Origin of the sequence: Algoriphagus sanaruensis (assembly GCF_001593605.1) — a bacterium.
In the GTDB taxonomy this organism is placed as follows: Bacteria; Bacteroidota; Bacteroidia; order Cytophagales; family Cyclobacteriaceae; genus Algoriphagus; species Algoriphagus sanaruensis.
Genome location: NZ_CP012836.1, coordinates 3,514,169 through 3,529,101 on the forward strand (window position 1 = coordinate 3,514,169; position 14,933 = coordinate 3,529,101).

General features: G+C 41.7%; 15 protein-coding genes. 8 read left to right on the forward strand and 7 right to left on the reverse strand.

Features of this window, described 5'->3' with window-relative positions; all coding sequences use genetic code 11:
- Positions 1–4: 4 nt before the first annotated feature.
- The 3 genes from AO498_RS15330 to AO498_RS15340 form a co-directional block, all read right to left on the reverse strand.
- Complete coding sequence (locus AO498_RS15330) at positions 5–1,372, reverse strand: cystathionine beta-synthase (RefSeq protein ID WP_067549626.1); 1,368 nt, start codon at positions 1,370–1,372, stop codon at positions 5–7.
- A gap of 132 nt (positions 1,373–1,504) precedes the next feature.
- Complete coding sequence (locus tag AO498_RS15335; RefSeq protein WP_067549628.1) at positions 1,505–3,130, reverse strand: putative ABC exporter domain-containing protein; 1,626 nt, start codon at positions 3,128–3,130, stop codon at positions 1,505–1,507.
- Complete coding sequence (locus AO498_RS15340; protein WP_067549630.1) at positions 3,123–3,842, reverse strand: ABC transporter ATP-binding protein; 720 nt, start codon at positions 3,840–3,842, stop codon at positions 3,123–3,125. Before AO498_RS15340 ends, AO498_RS15335 begins: the two co-directional genes overlap by 8 nt.
- A gap of 301 nt (positions 3,843–4,143) precedes the next feature.
- Between AO498_RS15340 and AO498_RS15345 the strand changes: the two genes are divergently transcribed.
- Entirely contained in the window at positions 4,144–4,749 is a 606-nt protein-coding gene (locus tag AO498_RS15345) for a porin family protein (RefSeq protein WP_067549632.1), read from the forward strand.
- Positions 4,750–4,824: 75 nt separating this feature from the next.
- Here AO498_RS15345 and AO498_RS15350 read toward each other — a convergent pair whose 3' ends face one another.
- The 4 genes from AO498_RS15350 to AO498_RS15365 are packed head-to-tail and all read right to left on the reverse strand — an operon-like array spanning position 4,825 to position 8,357.
- Positions 4,825–5,751, reverse strand: a complete 927-nt coding sequence (locus AO498_RS15350) for an aspartate carbamoyltransferase catalytic subunit (protein WP_067549634.1) — start codon at positions 5,749–5,751, stop codon at positions 4,825–4,827.
- A gap of 2 nt (positions 5,752–5,753) precedes the next feature.
- Complete coding sequence (pyrR, locus tag AO498_RS15355) at positions 5,754–6,302, reverse strand: bifunctional pyr operon transcriptional regulator/uracil phosphoribosyltransferase PyrR (protein WP_067549637.1); 549 nt, start codon at positions 6,300–6,302, stop codon at positions 5,754–5,756.
- Between the two features lie 34 nt (positions 6,303–6,336).
- Positions 6,337–7,962: a hypothetical protein gene (locus AO498_RS15360; RefSeq protein ID WP_067549639.1), complete on the reverse strand. Its 1,626-nt coding sequence runs from the start codon at positions 7,960–7,962 to the stop codon at positions 6,337–6,339.
- Positions 7,959–8,357, reverse strand: a complete 399-nt coding sequence (locus tag AO498_RS15365) for an EVE domain-containing protein (protein WP_067549641.1) — start codon at positions 8,355–8,357, stop codon at positions 7,959–7,961. The genes AO498_RS15360 and AO498_RS15365 overlap by 4 nt, the downstream gene beginning before the upstream one ends.
- Before the next feature lie 161 nt (positions 8,358–8,518).
- Here AO498_RS15365 and AO498_RS15370 point away from each other — a divergent pair, with 161 nt between their 5' ends.
- The 7 genes from AO498_RS15370 to AO498_RS15400 all read left to right on the forward strand — a co-directional run bounded on the left by AO498_RS15370 (position 8,519) and on the right by AO498_RS15400 (position 14,929).
- Positions 8,519–10,222 (forward strand): DNA polymerase/3'-5' exonuclease PolX, encoded by a 1,704-nt coding sequence (locus AO498_RS15370; RefSeq protein WP_067549643.1) that lies wholly within the window; start codon positions 8,519–8,521, stop codon positions 10,220–10,222.
- Positions 10,223–10,289: 67 nt separating this feature from the next.
- The gene (locus tag AO498_RS15375; protein ID WP_067549645.1) at positions 10,290–10,577 is read left to right on the forward strand and encodes a hypothetical protein; all 288 of its coding nucleotides are present in this window, start codon (positions 10,290–10,292) and stop codon (positions 10,575–10,577) included.
- 116 nt (positions 10,578–10,693) lie between these two features.
- On the forward strand, positions 10,694–11,263 hold the full coding sequence (locus tag AO498_RS15380; RefSeq protein ID WP_067549647.1) for an RNA polymerase sigma factor: 570 nt from the start codon (positions 10,694–10,696) through the stop codon (positions 11,261–11,263).
- Complete coding sequence (locus AO498_RS15385; protein WP_067549649.1) at positions 11,256–12,041, forward strand: hypothetical protein; 786 nt, start codon at positions 11,256–11,258, stop codon at positions 12,039–12,041. The genes AO498_RS15380 and AO498_RS15385 overlap by 8 nt, the downstream gene beginning before the upstream one ends.
- Positions 12,042–12,081: 40 nt before the next feature.
- The gene (locus AO498_RS15390) at positions 12,082–13,128 is read left to right on the forward strand and encodes a hypothetical protein (RefSeq protein ID WP_067549651.1); all 1,047 of its coding nucleotides are present in this window, start codon (positions 12,082–12,084) and stop codon (positions 13,126–13,128) included.
- Positions 13,129–13,184: 56 nt separating this feature from the next.
- Positions 13,185–13,985, forward strand: coding sequence for a hypothetical protein (locus AO498_RS15395; RefSeq protein ID WP_067549653.1), 801 nt, complete (start codon positions 13,185–13,187; stop codon positions 13,983–13,985).
- A 17-nt stretch (positions 13,986–14,002) separates the two neighbouring features.
- Positions 14,003–14,929: a DUF4097 family beta strand repeat-containing protein gene (locus AO498_RS15400; protein ID WP_067549654.1), complete on the forward strand. Its 927-nt coding sequence runs from the start codon at positions 14,003–14,005 to the stop codon at positions 14,927–14,929.
- The last annotated feature ends 4 nt before the right edge of the window (positions 14,930–14,933 follow it).

Below are 14,933 nucleotides of genomic sequence, written 5' to 3' on the forward strand. Positions count from 1 at the left end.
CGATTTAATTGGTAAAGGCCTCCAAGATATCATGTTTGGTGATGATATGAATTTTATCCAAAGCATCTCTTACGAGTACTGCCTTTTCTTTTTCAACCATCGAAGACAACACGTCCAAGGTAGAATCCAAGGCTACAAATTTCATCGATGGTTCCATCACCTCTCCGACTGTAGCGTCTTTTAATTGAGGGTTGTCTATAATTTTGGAAAGCAATTTATTATCCGTCAAGCTCCCGACCACTTCTTCTCCATCCAGTACCGGAATCTGAGAAATACTTTTCGTATTCATGACAGTGATAGCTTCTTTGACCGAATCAGTCTTTTTCACAGAAAGAAGGTGGTAAGTCCCAGACCGCTGAGCGATAATATCTCTGGCAGTGGAGAAATTTTTATCCTCCAAAAAGCCATGATTTCGCATCCATTCGTCATTATAGACTTTGCCCAAATACCTTGTTCCATGATCAGGTAATATAATCACCATCACATCCCCCTCTTTCAGATGTTCTTTGGCATATTCCAATGCTCCATGAACCGCGGATCCACATGACCACCCCACAAACAACCCTTCTTCACGAGCCAATCGCCTGGTCATCACTGCGGCATCTTTATCAGTCACTTTAATAAAGTGATTGATCAAACTGAAATCCACATTTTTGGGCAGAATATCCTCTCCGATCCCTTCAGTCAAGTAGGGATAAACTTCTTTCTCATCGAATATCCCAGTCTCCTTGTATTTTTTAAAAACTGAGCCATAGGTATCAATCCCTACTGTAACAATACCAGGATTTTGCTCCTTAAGATATTTTGCGGTACCGCACATCGAACCTCCCGTACCAACTCCTGCGGCATAATGCGTTATTCTTCCTTCTGTATCCTTCCAAATTTCCGGACCGGTTGTCTCATAATGAGCGGCTGCATTGGAAAGGTTGTCGTATTGGTTGGGGTAGAACGAATTTGGGATGTCCCGATTCAATTTCCTCGCAACTGAATAATAGGATCTGGGATCATCGGGAGTTACATTGGTGGGACATACAACCACCTCTGCACCTACTGCCCTGAGGATATCTATTTTCTCTTTAGACTGCTTATCCGCCATGGTAAAAATGCACTTGTAGCCCTTTGCTACAGCCGCTAGGGCCAAACCCATTCCTGTATTTCCGGAAGTACCTTCGATGATTGTTCCTCCAGGTTTTAAAATCCCAGCTTTCTCGGCGTCTTCTACCATCTTGATCGCCATTCGATCTTTCATGGAATTTCCGGGATTAAAGTATTCCACTTTTACCAATACCTCGCCTTTAATTCCCTTGGCAAGTCGATTCAAGCGGACCATCGGGGTATTACCGATGGTATCAATGATGGAGTTGTAAATCATAGCTCTAGTTATAGTTGGATTGCTCAAAAATAGAGGAATTTTCCTGCAATAGCTGGAAAGTAATTGCTTTAAAGCCTTGAATTTGATTTAGAATAGCCCCTTAAAAAGGCCAACAATTCCCCAATTTTCGATTTATAGTTCTTTAAACTCCAATCGTTTAAGAATGTCCAAAGTCACATGAATTAATATTCCTGCCACAAAACTCACCCCTAAGATTAGGCCTGCAAATCCCCATGCAAACTGATCTGTGACCAAGAAAAGGAAAAGTGCAAGAACTATTGCAGGTATCAATCCAAACAGGAAAATCCCTCCAATCATCAAGGGCTTAATCAGGATCCGATCCCAGCCTTCGTCCAGCCCAATCTGAGGAATTAAATTGACAGCTAATCCAATCAGGTAAAACACATTCATCCCAAGCGGAAATAACAAAATCAACCAAAGACTCAACTGAGCAATTAATACCGAAGGAATGATCAAAAGAAAGGAAAAAAGGAACGTTTGCAGCAAATCCAGTTTGATCAAATTCCAAAATTTGGCTGACCAGCTCGCAGGAACCAGAAAAAACCAAGGTTTTTTGAAATCTCCTAAGTTGGCTCTGCCAATACCTGCCATAAACCAAAAAAACATCAGAAAGGTGAAGTAGAAATAAAGCACCTTGTGAGAAAACCAATCCAGATGCGAAAGACCTGAGAACAAAATACCGAGTAACGCCATTCCCAAGGAATAAATCCCAACCAATGGGTGGAAATCTTGGCGGCTACTATGCACGTAATTTCTCCAATAGAACGCCTTCGCTCCGACTCCGAACTCTGGCAAGGCAAGTTGCTTCTTGGCATTTAAACTGTAAGTATCTTCAGTAACTTCTCGTTTCCCAAGCGCTTTTTCCAGCTTTTCTTCATTCGACTTGGTAGATTCAAGAACATCTTCATAATAATACCCCGAATACCTAATCACTAATTTCACTACGGAATAGTAGCTCAATATAAAAAGCGTCAAATATCCCAAGGCTAAAATCAAATTACCCTGAATTGAGTAACTCATCATCCCTCGAGCCCAACCTACTACAGGAAATAAGTCAAACCAAGGAGATGCAATCCATGAAAACATCCCTTGCCAAAATTTCTCTCCCTGAAACCCAGGAATCAAAATCATCCCTGTCAGTACCGCGCCTAGTGTCAAAATTGTCCCTTGGATGTAATTCATAATTCCAAAGTGGGTATGGAGGGTGTAGATCAAAAACCGAAGCGGAAAAATCATGAAAATGTAAAAGGCGAATCCCAAAACCAGAAATACCCCACCCCCCAATGAAATATCAAAATCCTTGGCAAATTGCCCTCCACTGTACATCAGAAAGAAAATAGAACCTCCCAAAGCAGGTAAGATAGACCTTCCCATATAATAAATCAGGAGATTTTCGGGCTTAACGGGCGCTGTAAACAGAAGATTGACATCTGCCATTTTAAAAAAAGTCACATTCTTTTTGGTGGCTCGATAGAGCTGAAATATAAAGAATGCCAGAGCCAACAGGGTAGCGCCACCAACTACATTCTGAAGCGCATAATCCACTGAACCCACCGAGTCGAGATCTAGCTCCTGATTTCCTGAAGGACTTCCAGAAAACCTTCTGGAGTACATAAATCCAAAATAAGCTAGAACCATTCCATAAGGAATCAGCCGAAGTGGATTTCTAAGGATCAATAAAATATTATTCTTGAAGATGAGCAGATCCTTTTTCAGAAGAAGCTTTAATTCATTCATCTTTGGTCAATTCTAAAAACAAATCCTCAAGACTTAATCCTTCCCCTCCCTGAGCTGCCTGGGCGCGAAGGTTATCAATGCTGTCATTTCCGATTATTCGGCCATCTTTCATAATCATCACTCGATCAGCGATTGCCTCCACGCTATCAATCAAGTGCGTAGAAACCAAAATAGTCTTTCCTGCCTGTTTCAAATTTCGAAAGACCTCTTTGGTATTTTTGATGGCTTTAGGATCCAATCCAATCATAGGTTCATCAAAAAATAAAAGCTGTGGATCAGGAAGTAACGCACAACAAATGGAGACTTTTTGCCTCATCCCTTTAGACAAATCCCTTCCTAATTTCTTTTGCTTGTCATCCAACTCATAAAGCTCCAGCAATTCATTGGCACGGCCTTTCCAATCCTTCACTCCATAGGCCTGCGCAATAAACTGCATATGCTCCCAAACAGTCAGTAAATCATACACATAGGGCGTCTCGGGGATGTAGCTGAAAAATCGCTTTGCTTCTACACTGAGGTGATCATGCCCTCCGATTGTAATTTCACCGGCGGTTTTTCGAAGTAGACCTACAATGCATTTCATGGTGGTGCTTTTTCCTGCACCATTTGGACCTAGAAGTCCGACCACTTCCCCTCCATCCAGATGAAAACTAACATCATTGACGGCCTTTTGCTTGCCGTATTGTTTAACCAAGTTGGAAACCGTGAGCATTTTTTGAAATAAATCTAAGGAATGAAAAGACGGAAATCTGCAAAAACAAGTTGTTCGAAGATTTGGATAGGTTCAAAGCAGAAAATTACAGATTAGAAACTCACCTTTCCAATTGAAGTTTTGATTCAGGCGATCTTTTCACAGAAATCCATACAATCCTTGAGGTCGTTGAACACTAGCAACTCGCGATTGGCAACTAACAACTCAATACACACAGCCGACATTCAGAAATGGATTAATTTTTGATCTTTAAAATGACTGTATTTTAACCTTAACAAAACAACATTTAATCGCTAACACCATGAAGAAAATCCTCTTGATTGTTTTCGCTTTTGTTTGCATCCAAGGTGCTTATGCCCAGCAAGGAGGCAAATTTAGATTTGGAATGGATTTAGGAATCGCTGCACCTCAAGGAGGGAATGGAATCGGGGCAGTTTTTAATTTAGAACCAAAAGTAAATCTTACCGATAATTTGAATATCGGACTTCGAATGGGTACCGCAGCTTTGGCAAAAAATGTAACGATCAACAATGTGTTTGACGAAGTGGAAGGAGAAGCATCAGGCACAGTCTCTTTTGCTGGTACGTTCGATTACTATTTCAACAAAGGGAATTCTTCAGTAGCTCCATTTATTGGAGGAGGTGTGGGCTATTATACCATGGCAAATGTAGAAGTCAATGCCAACCAGACCAATGTGAATTACGATGATCTAACTCCTAGCAATGCTTGGGGTGGTTTAGTAAGAGCAGGCATCGAATTAGCAAAATTCAGAATGGCAGCAGAATACAATATCATTCCTGATACCGATCTCCAAGATGCTCAAGGAAATGTAATCGGACTTTCAAACAACAAGTACTTCGCCTTCACGCTTGGGTTTTATGTAGGTGGAGGAAAGTGGAGGAAATAAACTATTCTCAAAGGAATGACCATAAAAAAAGGTGAAGTTTCAACTTCACCTTTTTTTTATTCTTTTAATAAATACTTAGGCTTTAGAACCAGCTAATAGATAGAGCACAGCCATACGAACTGCCACTCCATTTTCCACCTGATCCAAGATGATCGAATGATCAGAATCTGCTGCATCAGAGCTCAATTCCACACCTCGATTGATCGGCCCGGGGTGCATCAGCACAATTTCTTTATTTAATGAATCCAACATCTTTTTCGTGATTCCATAATAAAGGGAATACTCACGCAAGCTTGGGAAATATTTGATTTGTTGTCTTTCAAGTTGGATTCGAAGCACATTAGCCACATCGCACCACTCCAACGCCTTTTTTACATCCAATTCCACTTTCACGCCTAAGCTGGAAATGTATTTTGGAAGAAGGGTCACTGGGCCGCAAACCATTACTTCCGCTCCTAATTTTTGTAAACAGAAAATATTGGACAGAGCTACTCGGCTATGAAGGATATCTCCAATGATTGCAATTTTCTTTCCCGCAAGATCACCCAGTTTTTCCTGCATCGAGAACGCGTCCAAAAGTGCTTGAGTAGGATGTTCGTGCGTTCCGTCCCCTGCATTGACAATATTTGCTTTTACATTTCTTGACAAAAAGTGAGGAGCTCCGGGGCTCGCATGGCGCATAACCACCATATCTACTTTCATCGCAAGAATATTATTGACTGTATCAACAAGGGTTTCCCCCTTTTTTACCGATGAGTTGGAGGAGGAAAAATTGATCACATCGGCGCTTAATCTTTTCTCAGCAAGTTCGAATGAAAGCCGGGTACGTGTCGAGTTTTCAAAGAAGACATTGGCAATAGTCACATCACGAAGTGATGGTACTTTTTTGATGGGACGATTGATTACTTCTTTGAAATTTGCCGCAGTTTGAAGGATCAATTGAATATCAGATTCATTGATTTCCTTTATTCCAAGTAGGTGCTTTGTACTGAGTTGCGACATAATCAATTGGTAGGTTTTTCAGTGATCCAAACGGCGTCTTCTTGATGACCTTGATCGGTCCATTCCACAACCACATATTGGCTATCAAGCGTATTGACCTTAGCTCCACAGTAGTCTGGCATGATCGGGAAATCTCGGGTTAATCTACGATCCACTAGGACCATTAGCTCCACTTTTCGAGGTCGGCCAAATGCAATCATTGCATCCATCGCAGCTCTTACTGACCTTCCTTTATAGAGTACATCATCAATCAGAATCACCTTTTTCCCCTCCACCAAAAAGTCGATTTTGGTTTCATTGGCTTTGAGTGGAAAGTCTCTTCTACGAAAATCATCTCGATGAAACGTTGCGTCCAAATACCCTGAAGGCACTCGGATGCCGGAGATTTCCTCCAGCAAAGTCACAATTTTATCGAGGAGGATAGTACCTCTCGGCTGTAAACCAAGGATGACAGTGTTTTCGAAATCGTCGTGATTTTCGATGAGTTGATAGCAGAACCGCTTTAGGGTGATGGTGATCTGCTGCTGATCGAGTACAAGCCGCTTTTGCATGGAGTAGATTTGCGCGTAAATATAGGAATAAAAACTAGTCTTGGATTTCCTCAGGCTGATACAAATCCGCATCCACGAGGATTTTGGCCATAAAAAAAACATCCTTTGTTGCTTCCCGATTGTCAGAATTCAAATACCGGACGGTTTGCTTTCCAGAAAGCAAATAATAGCGATCATACCAATGAACAAGACGGAGACTTTCTTTCTCGGTAGTTCGTATCCGATTATTCTCCGTTGGAATCTCTAAGTCAAAGGAAAGGTTTTCGGCCAATCGCTCCCCATTTCGAAACAGGCTAGCTTTTATTTTATCTTCCTCCAGGTAAAGATGGTACAAATCATCTCCAACTACCGCTACCTCTCCAAATGCATCTGGGTATGTTGTCGTCAAATTATCGTAAGAAAAGGAGTTGTCCCAAATCACATTTCCTTCCTTTCCGATTTTAACGAAATGACCAGAAATGTATTGATATTCCGTCACGACAGAATAGGACTGAGTCATGGAAGCGGGTGGAAGCGCAGAAATTTGTGGATCCATGAAAATCGGAGAATAACCCATTCTACTGAATCGATCATACCGATAAGGTCCAAATGGAGCATACATCCCAGACCGGCCTCCTCTTGAACTGATCACATTTACTTGATCAAAATACACGAGAAAATCATCCTTTGACTCTCGAACATCCCGAATGGTATAAGTATTCCGAATCGACGGAACCTTACCTTTCTCGACTTCCTTGACTACATACGCGTCTTGTTTTGCCTTTCGTTTTTCATCCAAGTAATTGTAGAAATTCGGAAAATCTTCCAAGGAATACACCAAAAACTCGTATTCCCCAAAGTCATTGATATTCATTACGTACATGCCTTGGTAGGAATTTTTTCCATCAATCCCATAGGAGCCAATCATTACTTGCTGGTAGGATTCATTGGCAAGAAGGATTCCTTCCAAAATCTCCTGACCAGGTTTTCCAAATTGATCTATCTTGACTTCTCGGACTACATTCCCTTCCATGTCAAAGGTAAATATGGAAGTTTCCCTATTCTTGTACTTTCCTTTTCTACTAATGACTACTTCCAGTGACTCCATCACGGGCACTTTTCTAATCTGGAGAACTTCTGTATCATTCCCATAAATCCCCTGAACAGTTTGGATCCGTTTTGTATCCAAATCATAAAGCTGCAAAGCTGGTCTGCCTTCCGCTTTTCCCATGAAAATTGCTTTGCGATCCTGAACTAAAAACTCGATGAGCTCAAGCGGCAGGAGATTTTCTGCACGATACTCATAAGCCATATTGGTAGTCAGGTTGACCTGAAGAATGTACTTGTCCGCGCCCGTATGATACCCCCTTGTCAACAAGACAAAAAGCTCATCTCCGTCGGTATCATACCCCAAAATCTCATAGCCATTACGAATATTAACTTCGATCATGCCAGCAGATTCCAGATTTTCATTGGTGATGAAATATTGGAGCACTTTGACCGATGAAAGGTTCCGATTGACATAGGCTCTAAAGGAAACCAAGCCCGATTCGGTTCGCATGATTTCGAACGGAGGATCAAATGGTTGACCAACTACCTCATATCGATCGAGGAATTTCACTTGCGCATGAGCAGAAATAAAAAATCCAAAAGCAAGGATCAGTACAATTAAAAATCTCATTTGGACAGTTTGATCAAAGTTTCAAATTCAGTAGCAGTCACTGACATGACCGAAAGCCGACTCTGCTTGAGCATCAACATTTCAGAGAGGAGATCTTCATTCTTAATCTGTGTCAAAGTCACTGGCCGAGTTAAAGCTTGCTCGGCTTGGATGCGAACAGCTACCCATTCTGGGTCTTTAGGATCAGGAAAAGCTTCTTCGATCACTTTTGCTATTCCAACTACCGCTTTATCCTTACCACTATGATAGACTAGGACTTTTTCTCCCTGCTTCATTTCCTTTAAAAAATTTTTCGCTTGATAGTTTCTTACACCATCCCAGACTTCCTCTCCCTTTTGGACTAAGTCTTCCCAAGAATAGGAAGTTGGTTCTGTTTTCACCATCCAGTAGTTCATTGCTTCAGTATTGAATTTTTGGTTGATAGTTGTTTATTGAAAATCGAATTGGATTCCTAGGGGAATTTTAAAGGTTCACTTCCTTCAAGTTACCCGATCATCCTTTAAATTGAAACAATATTTAAAGACATTTGTCTTTACGGACTAAACACCTAACTGTTTTGGATCACAAGACCATTCTCAAAAAACTCAAGCTGAGTATTCAGCTGATGGAACTTCATGAGGAAAACTCCTTCAAAATCAGAAGCTACCAATCTGCCTTAAATTCCCTAGAACGAGGAGATCAAGATTTGATGGACCTGAGTGAGGAGGAGTTGGGAAAAATAAACGGGGTCGGAAAAAGTATCCAAGAAGCCATCATCCAACTCCGAAACACCGAAACATTTCAGGGATTAGAGGATTTGTTGGCCAAAACACCCGCTGGAGTTTTGGAAATACTTCAAATCAAAGGTCTTGGTCCCAAAAAAGTAAAAACCCTTTGGGAGGAGCTGGGGATCACCTCCACTCACGAATTGATGGAAGCATGTCAGTCTGGGAAAGTCGCCCAAATCAAAGGATTTGGAGAAAAAACTCAGGAAACCATCATCCAAAATTTAGAATTCAAAGCCTCCAATGCGGGCAAGTGGCTCTATGCAGATATTGAGGACACAATCGAAGGACTCAAAAACCAAATCCACCAACTTTTGCCTTCAGCATTAATAGCCTTGGTAGGAGAGTTTGCCAGGAAAATGGAAATCATTTCAGTAGCAGAACTCCTCCTTGCCGGTGAACACCTATCTGCCGTCAAGGATCATTTGAGTACGAATGAAAATATCGAATGGGATTGGAAAATCTCAGGGCCTTATACCTGGAGAGGAAAGCTCCTCGATCAGGATCTTCGGGTGATTTTCCATTTCTGCTCCATAGAAGACTTTGTTTCTAAAAAGCTAAGTCTGACCGCATCTACCTATCATTTGATTTCGACTACGGAAGACCACGAGTCCATTTCCGAAAAAATCCAAAAGAAAAACTACAGCTCCGAAGAAGAATTTTTCAGCATCAACAACCTCCAATTTATTCCAGCAGAAATGCGAGAAGGAATGGGAGAAGTTGGCCTAGCAGCTTCGAATAGCATCCCTGTCCTATTAGAAGAGAGGGACTTGAAAGGAATTTTGCACAATCATTCTACCTATAGTGACGGAAAGCACAGCCTGAAACAAATGGCTGAACACTGCAAAAATCTCGGGTATGAATATCTTGGAATATCTGACCATAGTCGAACCGCAAGCTATGCCGGTGGTTTGGATATTGAACAGGTCATGAAGCAGCATCAGGAAATTGATCAACTCAATCTGGAGCTAGCCCCTTTCAAAATATTCAAAGGTATCGAGTCAGATATTTTAGGAGATGGAAGCCTAGACTATCCCAAGGAAGTATTGGCAAGCTTTGATTTTATTGTTTCCTCGGTCCACTCCATTTTAAATATGGATAAAAAACGAGCTACAGATCGATTGATTAAGGCGATTGAAAATCCCTATACCACCATTTTGGGCCACCCCACTGGAAGGCTTTTACTTCGAAGAGAAGGCTATCCCATTGACCATCAAGCCATCATTGATGCCTGTGCTGCAAATCAAGTTGTGATCGAAATCAATGCGAATCCTTGGCGTTTGGATTTGGATTGGCGATGGGTAGCTTATGCGATGGAAAAAGGAGTCAGACTTTCCATCAATCCTGACGCCCATGAAATGGACGGATATCAAGACATGAAATATGGCGTTTTGGTGGGACGAAAAGGTGGACTTACTCGAGAAATGACCCTAAACGCACTCAGCGGTGCCGAAATTTCAGAATACTTTGCGCAACGGAAATCGAACATCAAGTAATTCTCCGATGATTTGATTTACCTTTCCCAAAAATTAAAAAAACAATAAATCCACCCGAATTTACCCTATGAAATGGTCTGAACTTCCCGAACCTGTGCTCTTGCAACGCTCCTTTCTGTTTGGGCTTACAGGCATCATCCTTGGTGCGCTCTCTATTCTGAATACCACTTGGCACTTGGTACAAGCGCCGATGGGCCCTTTGAATGGCGTGAGCTTCTTGTTGCAGTTTATGGGACTTGGACTTTCCATCATTGTATTGAGAAAACGAAAAGTGGCTCAAGAATACAAGGAAAAATCCCAGATGATGATTTTGATACTAGGAGTGGCCTTGCTTTTCTTTATTTTCTCGCTTTAAAAATCATCCTGAAAACCAAGGAGATAGAATCCTTGAAATTTTTTTTAACTTTTTTTCAAATCTCAAAGCAACCCTTTTTCAGGGCCTTGCATCTACCCTTTTGAAAGCCAACTGGAATGTTTAACAGATTAGATTTTTCAACTGAAAGCGGACTCATCAAAGGTTGCCTGAAAGGCGATCGTGCTGCGCAAAGGCACTTGTATGAGCGATATTCAGGAAAATTTCTAGCCATCTGTATGCGATACCTAAAAGATCGCGAACATGCCGAGGATGTGATGATCGAAAGTTTTATGAAAATCTTTGAAAAACTCCCTCAATTCGAATCCAAGGGGAGTTTTGAAGGATGGATGAAACGAATCGTAGTCACTCAGGCTTTGATGAAGCTAAGAAGTAGCCGTCATCTGATGATGGAAGTCAACCTCGAATTTGAATCTGACTATCAGGGTCAAAATTACGAGTTGACTCACCTCGAAGCAGCGGAATTAATGGATCTGGTCAAAAGCCTTCCGGTTGGATATAGAACTGTATTTAACCTCTATGCCATCGAAGGGTATGCGCACCAAGAAATAGCCGAAATGCTCGGAATCACCGAAAGCACGTCCAAATCCCAACTCAACCGGGCGAGGACTGCACTCAAAGAAAAAATTGCCAGTCTTCAACCTCAAACCAAGACAAACCATGGCTAAGACAAATGAACAATTCGACCAGCTTTTTAAAGAAAAGCTCGAGAATCATACCGAAAAGCCCAGCAGCTTAGCTTGGGATCGACTCGAAAATCAGCTACCCCAACAGAATTCAGAACGCAAAATTGGAATTTGGTGGGCAGTTGCTGCCTCTATTACCGTGCTTCTAGCTGCAGCATTCTTATTCAATCAGAACGAAAATACTCCAGAAGGAGGATTTCTGGCAGAGGGAGTAGAAGAACTTGTTTCAACTCCGTCAACAATTTCAGAATCCACAGCATCTAACCCGGCACAGGAATCAACTGCTCAAATTCTTCCTCAAGAATCTTTAACCACCCCACCTTCCAACCTTCCATCCAACTCAGAAAAAGCCGGCTCAAAAGCTCCCTCAAAATCAGTTAAACAGCCTGAAACGCTAAACAAATCCTCAGAAATGATCGCTGTGGCAGAGACTAGGGTCGAAATTCCAAACACTGGTATTTTGGAACCTCAAGTCGCTATCGAAATCCCAGTAATCGAACTTCCTCAGCCCAAAACTTTAGAGCCTCAAAATACTGTCGCTGAAGCAAAAGAGGAGTATTCAGGCTATCGAATCAAAGTATTCTCAGATGGCCTCAAAAAAGGCGAGGAACCTTCCAAAAATCTGATCACCGAAATGGGAAAAACAGTCGGAAAAGTGGAAGGATTGCTAGGCAAAGTGGATGATGGCCTAATTGAACTTCAAGACAAGAAAAATAGCCTTTTTGCTAGCCTAACCGCCAAGCGAGAAGCAGACGAATAAATAAACTAAACCAACTACCCTCCTTTAAATTCTCAAAATCATGAAAAAGTACCTGCTTTTGATTTCGTTTTTAGCATTGGTCCAAGTGGCCTTTGCAAATCCAGCCGACAGATTAGCTGAGCTCTCGAATTCTTCCATCCAAAAGGATAGTGTGGTCGTCGAATTTGGCAAAGCTGGCAAAGTTGTCATCATCGTAGACTCCAAGGAGGACTTCGAAAAGCTAAAACTGATGAACATCAATCAGATCATCAGTGAACTCGACTTAAAAGAAAACAAAGAAACCGGAGAATTGACCATTGTCGAAATCCGCAAAAATGATGGCTCTGTCAAAGAGATTGTCAAAGTCCGGGAAGATATGAACGAAACCGAAGTTCAACTGGGCAGAATGCGTGTTTACGTCGATGAATCAGGCGAAAATACCAAAGTAAAAGTGGAAACAGGCTCGGGTAAAAATAAATCCGATAAGCCTTTTCACACCTACTTCAACCTTGATCTCGGGATCAATAACTTGATTCAAGAGGGAGGATTCCCTACCTCTGATTTGCCTTACGCGGTGAAAGGATGGGGAAGCTGGAATGTAGGATTGAATTGGATGGCTTCACAGAAAATCTCCAATGGGTTTTACTGGGATTTCGGACTTGGATTTCAATGGTACAACTTCAAATTCGAAAATCGTGACTTCCAGGCTGTAAGAGGTGAAGATGCGATCGATTTTATCCAACGAACCGATGTGGATGGATTTAAAAGCAAAATCTCAGCTTCCTATTTGACTGCCATGACTTTGCTTAAGCTGGATTTCGGCAAAATGGACGGCGATGGCAAAAAGGGGCTTCAACTTGCAGCAGGACCTTATATCGGCTATCGTTTGGGAGGAAGATCCAAATTTATCTATGAAGAAATCGGCGGTTCCGGACGAAGAAAAGACAAAGAACCAACCGGATTGTACCTACAAAACTTACGCTATGGTATCCGAGGTGAATTGGGAATTGGCCATGTTCGATTCTATACTTCCTATGACCTAAACGAACTTTTCCAAGATGGAAAAGGACCATCAGTCACTCCAATTTCATTTGGAATCATATTTTAAGATCACTTGGGGAGCTTAAAACTCCCCACTTTTCTTCTACTAAACCAACACACTCCATGAAAAGAAGTACCCTAATTATCCTGGCATTCTTGTGTAGTTTTCCCTATTTCGGTTTTGCTCAGGATAGCAGCCCCGAGGTAATCAAATCCAAAACCTATCGATTTTTGGGCGAATCTTGGCAGTATCAAAAATTCAGTGATAGATCAAAGACTTTTGAAACTGAAATTGAATCTCAAAACTGGAATGACACTACCATCATCCGAAAGTCCTCAAAGTACGATGACAACATAGTTACAGACTTGGGCATCAATCTTTGGAATCCCTCCGATCAGACCCCGGCTGTAAAACCATGGGGATCTTGGAATGTGGAACTGAAATATTTGGGCCAATACAAGGCAAGCAAAAACTTCCACCTCAATACTTCGATTGGCGTAAGTTGGTTCAATTACAAATTAGAAGATCGGGATTTGCTTGCAATCAGAACACCAGAAGGAATTGCTTGGGAGGAATTTACCGATGGAATCGGCACCAAATCCAAGATATCCGCCTCCTATGCCAACCTGACTTTTGTTCCAACCCTTGTAAGCAACAATGAAAAATTAAGCCTTGGTTTTGGAGCCTATGCAGGACTACGACTGGGAGGAAGAGGAAAACTGGTTTACGATGATGCCGATGGTAAATCGTTTAAGGAATTTGAAAAAGTGAATATGTATGCGCAAAACTACCGCTATGGACTTCGAGCCGAAATAGGTGTTGGAGATGTAAACCTGTACGTCAACTATGACTTAAACAACTTCTTTATTGAAGACAAAGGACCTGAGGTTCAGGCGATCAGTTTCGGAATTTCATTTAGATAATCATTATCCAAAAAATCATGAAAAAATCAATTTCTCTTTTCCTTGGCTTTTGCCTGATGCTGATTTCAGCAGGAAGTGCAATGGCTCAAAATGTCCTTGTGGACACACAAAAATCTTACTCCAATATCAAAGCCATCGAAGTAAATGGAGGCTGGCTTGATGTGAGCTATGAGGGGGGCTATTCCTCTTCTGTGGAAGTAACCGCTTACTTGGCATCGAATGACACGGATCAAGACATCATTTTTGTGACGGTTGGGGATGTCCTAAAAATCAGCCTGGAACGAAAGGCAAGCAACTATTCATGGAATAACCGAAACAAAGGATACATCAAAATCACCGGGCCAGAAGCGATGCAATTGGACTTCAAAAACAGCTCAGGTACTTTAGAAATCAGCAAAGTATCCAGTTCACAGACAAGCTTGAAAGTGAGCTCAGGAAAAGTTTCCGCATCAGATATCAAAGGTGACTTAATGGTCAAAGCGACATCTGGAAATCTCTATTTAAATGCCATCGCCGGGGATGTGGTCGCAGATTTAACTTCAGGCAATGCAGACATTATGGACATTCAGGGTAACGTAGAGTTTCAGGCTACTAGCGGATCTTTGACCGCAGAAGGAGTCAATGGAAAACTTTCTGCTTCCTTCACTTCGGGAAATGCCAAGCTGGCAAATGTCTCTGAACTGGGAACGCTAAAATTCACCTCAGGAAATGTGCGAGCATCTAATTCTGGTTTGGGAAATCAAACCGTTTTGGAAGGAACTTCTGGAAACTTCACCATCCAAACTCCGAGCAATTTGAAAGCCTACAACTTTTCACTCAAAGCCTCTTCAGGTAATTTGAAAGTAGGTTCGATCTCAACAGGTAAAACCTTGGAAGTTTCCAACGGAGCAGCATCAACCATCCGTGGTTCCATCAGCTCAGGAAATATTACGATCCAGAATTAATCAA

What these genes read in the sequence shown, in the direction of transcription:
- AO498_RS15385 (WP_067549649.1), top strand. Translation starts at nt 11,256, where the DNA reads ATGGCTAAGACAAATGAACAATTCGACCAGCTTTTTAAAGAAAAGCTC.
- AO498_RS15390 (WP_067549651.1), top strand. Translation starts at nt 12,082, where the DNA reads ATGAAAAAGTACCTGCTTTTGATTTCGTTTTTAGCATTGGTCCAAGTG.
- pyrR (WP_067549637.1), bottom strand. Translation starts at nt 6,302, where the DNA reads ATGCAAAAGCGGCTTGTACTCGATCAGCAGCAGATCACCATCACCCTA.
- AO498_RS15330 (WP_067549626.1), bottom strand. Translation starts at nt 1,372, where the DNA reads ATGATTTACAACTCCATCATTGATACCATCGGTAATACCCCGATGGTC.
- AO498_RS15350 (WP_067549634.1), bottom strand. Translation starts at nt 5,751, where the DNA reads ATGTCGCAACTCAGTACAAAGCACCTACTTGGAATAAAGGAAATCAAT.
- AO498_RS15360 (WP_067549639.1), bottom strand. Translation starts at nt 7,962, where the DNA reads ATGAGATTTTTAATTGTACTGATCCTTGCTTTTGGATTTTTTATTTCT.
- AO498_RS15335 (WP_067549628.1), bottom strand. Translation starts at nt 3,130, where the DNA reads ATGAATGAATTAAAGCTTCTTCTGAAAAAGGATCTGCTCATCTTCAAG.
- AO498_RS15345 (WP_067549632.1), top strand. Translation starts at nt 4,144, where the DNA reads ATGAAGAAAATCCTCTTGATTGTTTTCGCTTTTGTTTGCATCCAAGGT.
- AO498_RS15380 (WP_067549647.1), top strand. Translation starts at nt 10,694, where the DNA reads ATGTTTAACAGATTAGATTTTTCAACTGAAAGCGGACTCATCAAAGGT.
- AO498_RS15395 (WP_067549653.1), top strand. Translation starts at nt 13,185, where the DNA reads ATGAAAAGAAGTACCCTAATTATCCTGGCATTCTTGTGTAGTTTTCCC.
- AO498_RS15365 (WP_067549641.1), bottom strand. Translation starts at nt 8,357, where the DNA reads ATGAACTACTGGATGGTGAAAACAGAACCAACTTCCTATTCTTGGGAA.
- AO498_RS15340 (WP_067549630.1), bottom strand. Translation starts at nt 3,842, where the DNA reads ATGCTCACGGTTTCCAACTTGGTTAAACAATACGGCAAGCAAAAGGCC.
- AO498_RS15400 (WP_067549654.1), top strand. Translation starts at nt 14,003, where the DNA reads ATGAAAAAATCAATTTCTCTTTTCCTTGGCTTTTGCCTGATGCTGATT.
- AO498_RS15375 (WP_067549645.1), top strand. Translation starts at nt 10,290, where the DNA reads ATGAAATGGTCTGAACTTCCCGAACCTGTGCTCTTGCAACGCTCCTTT.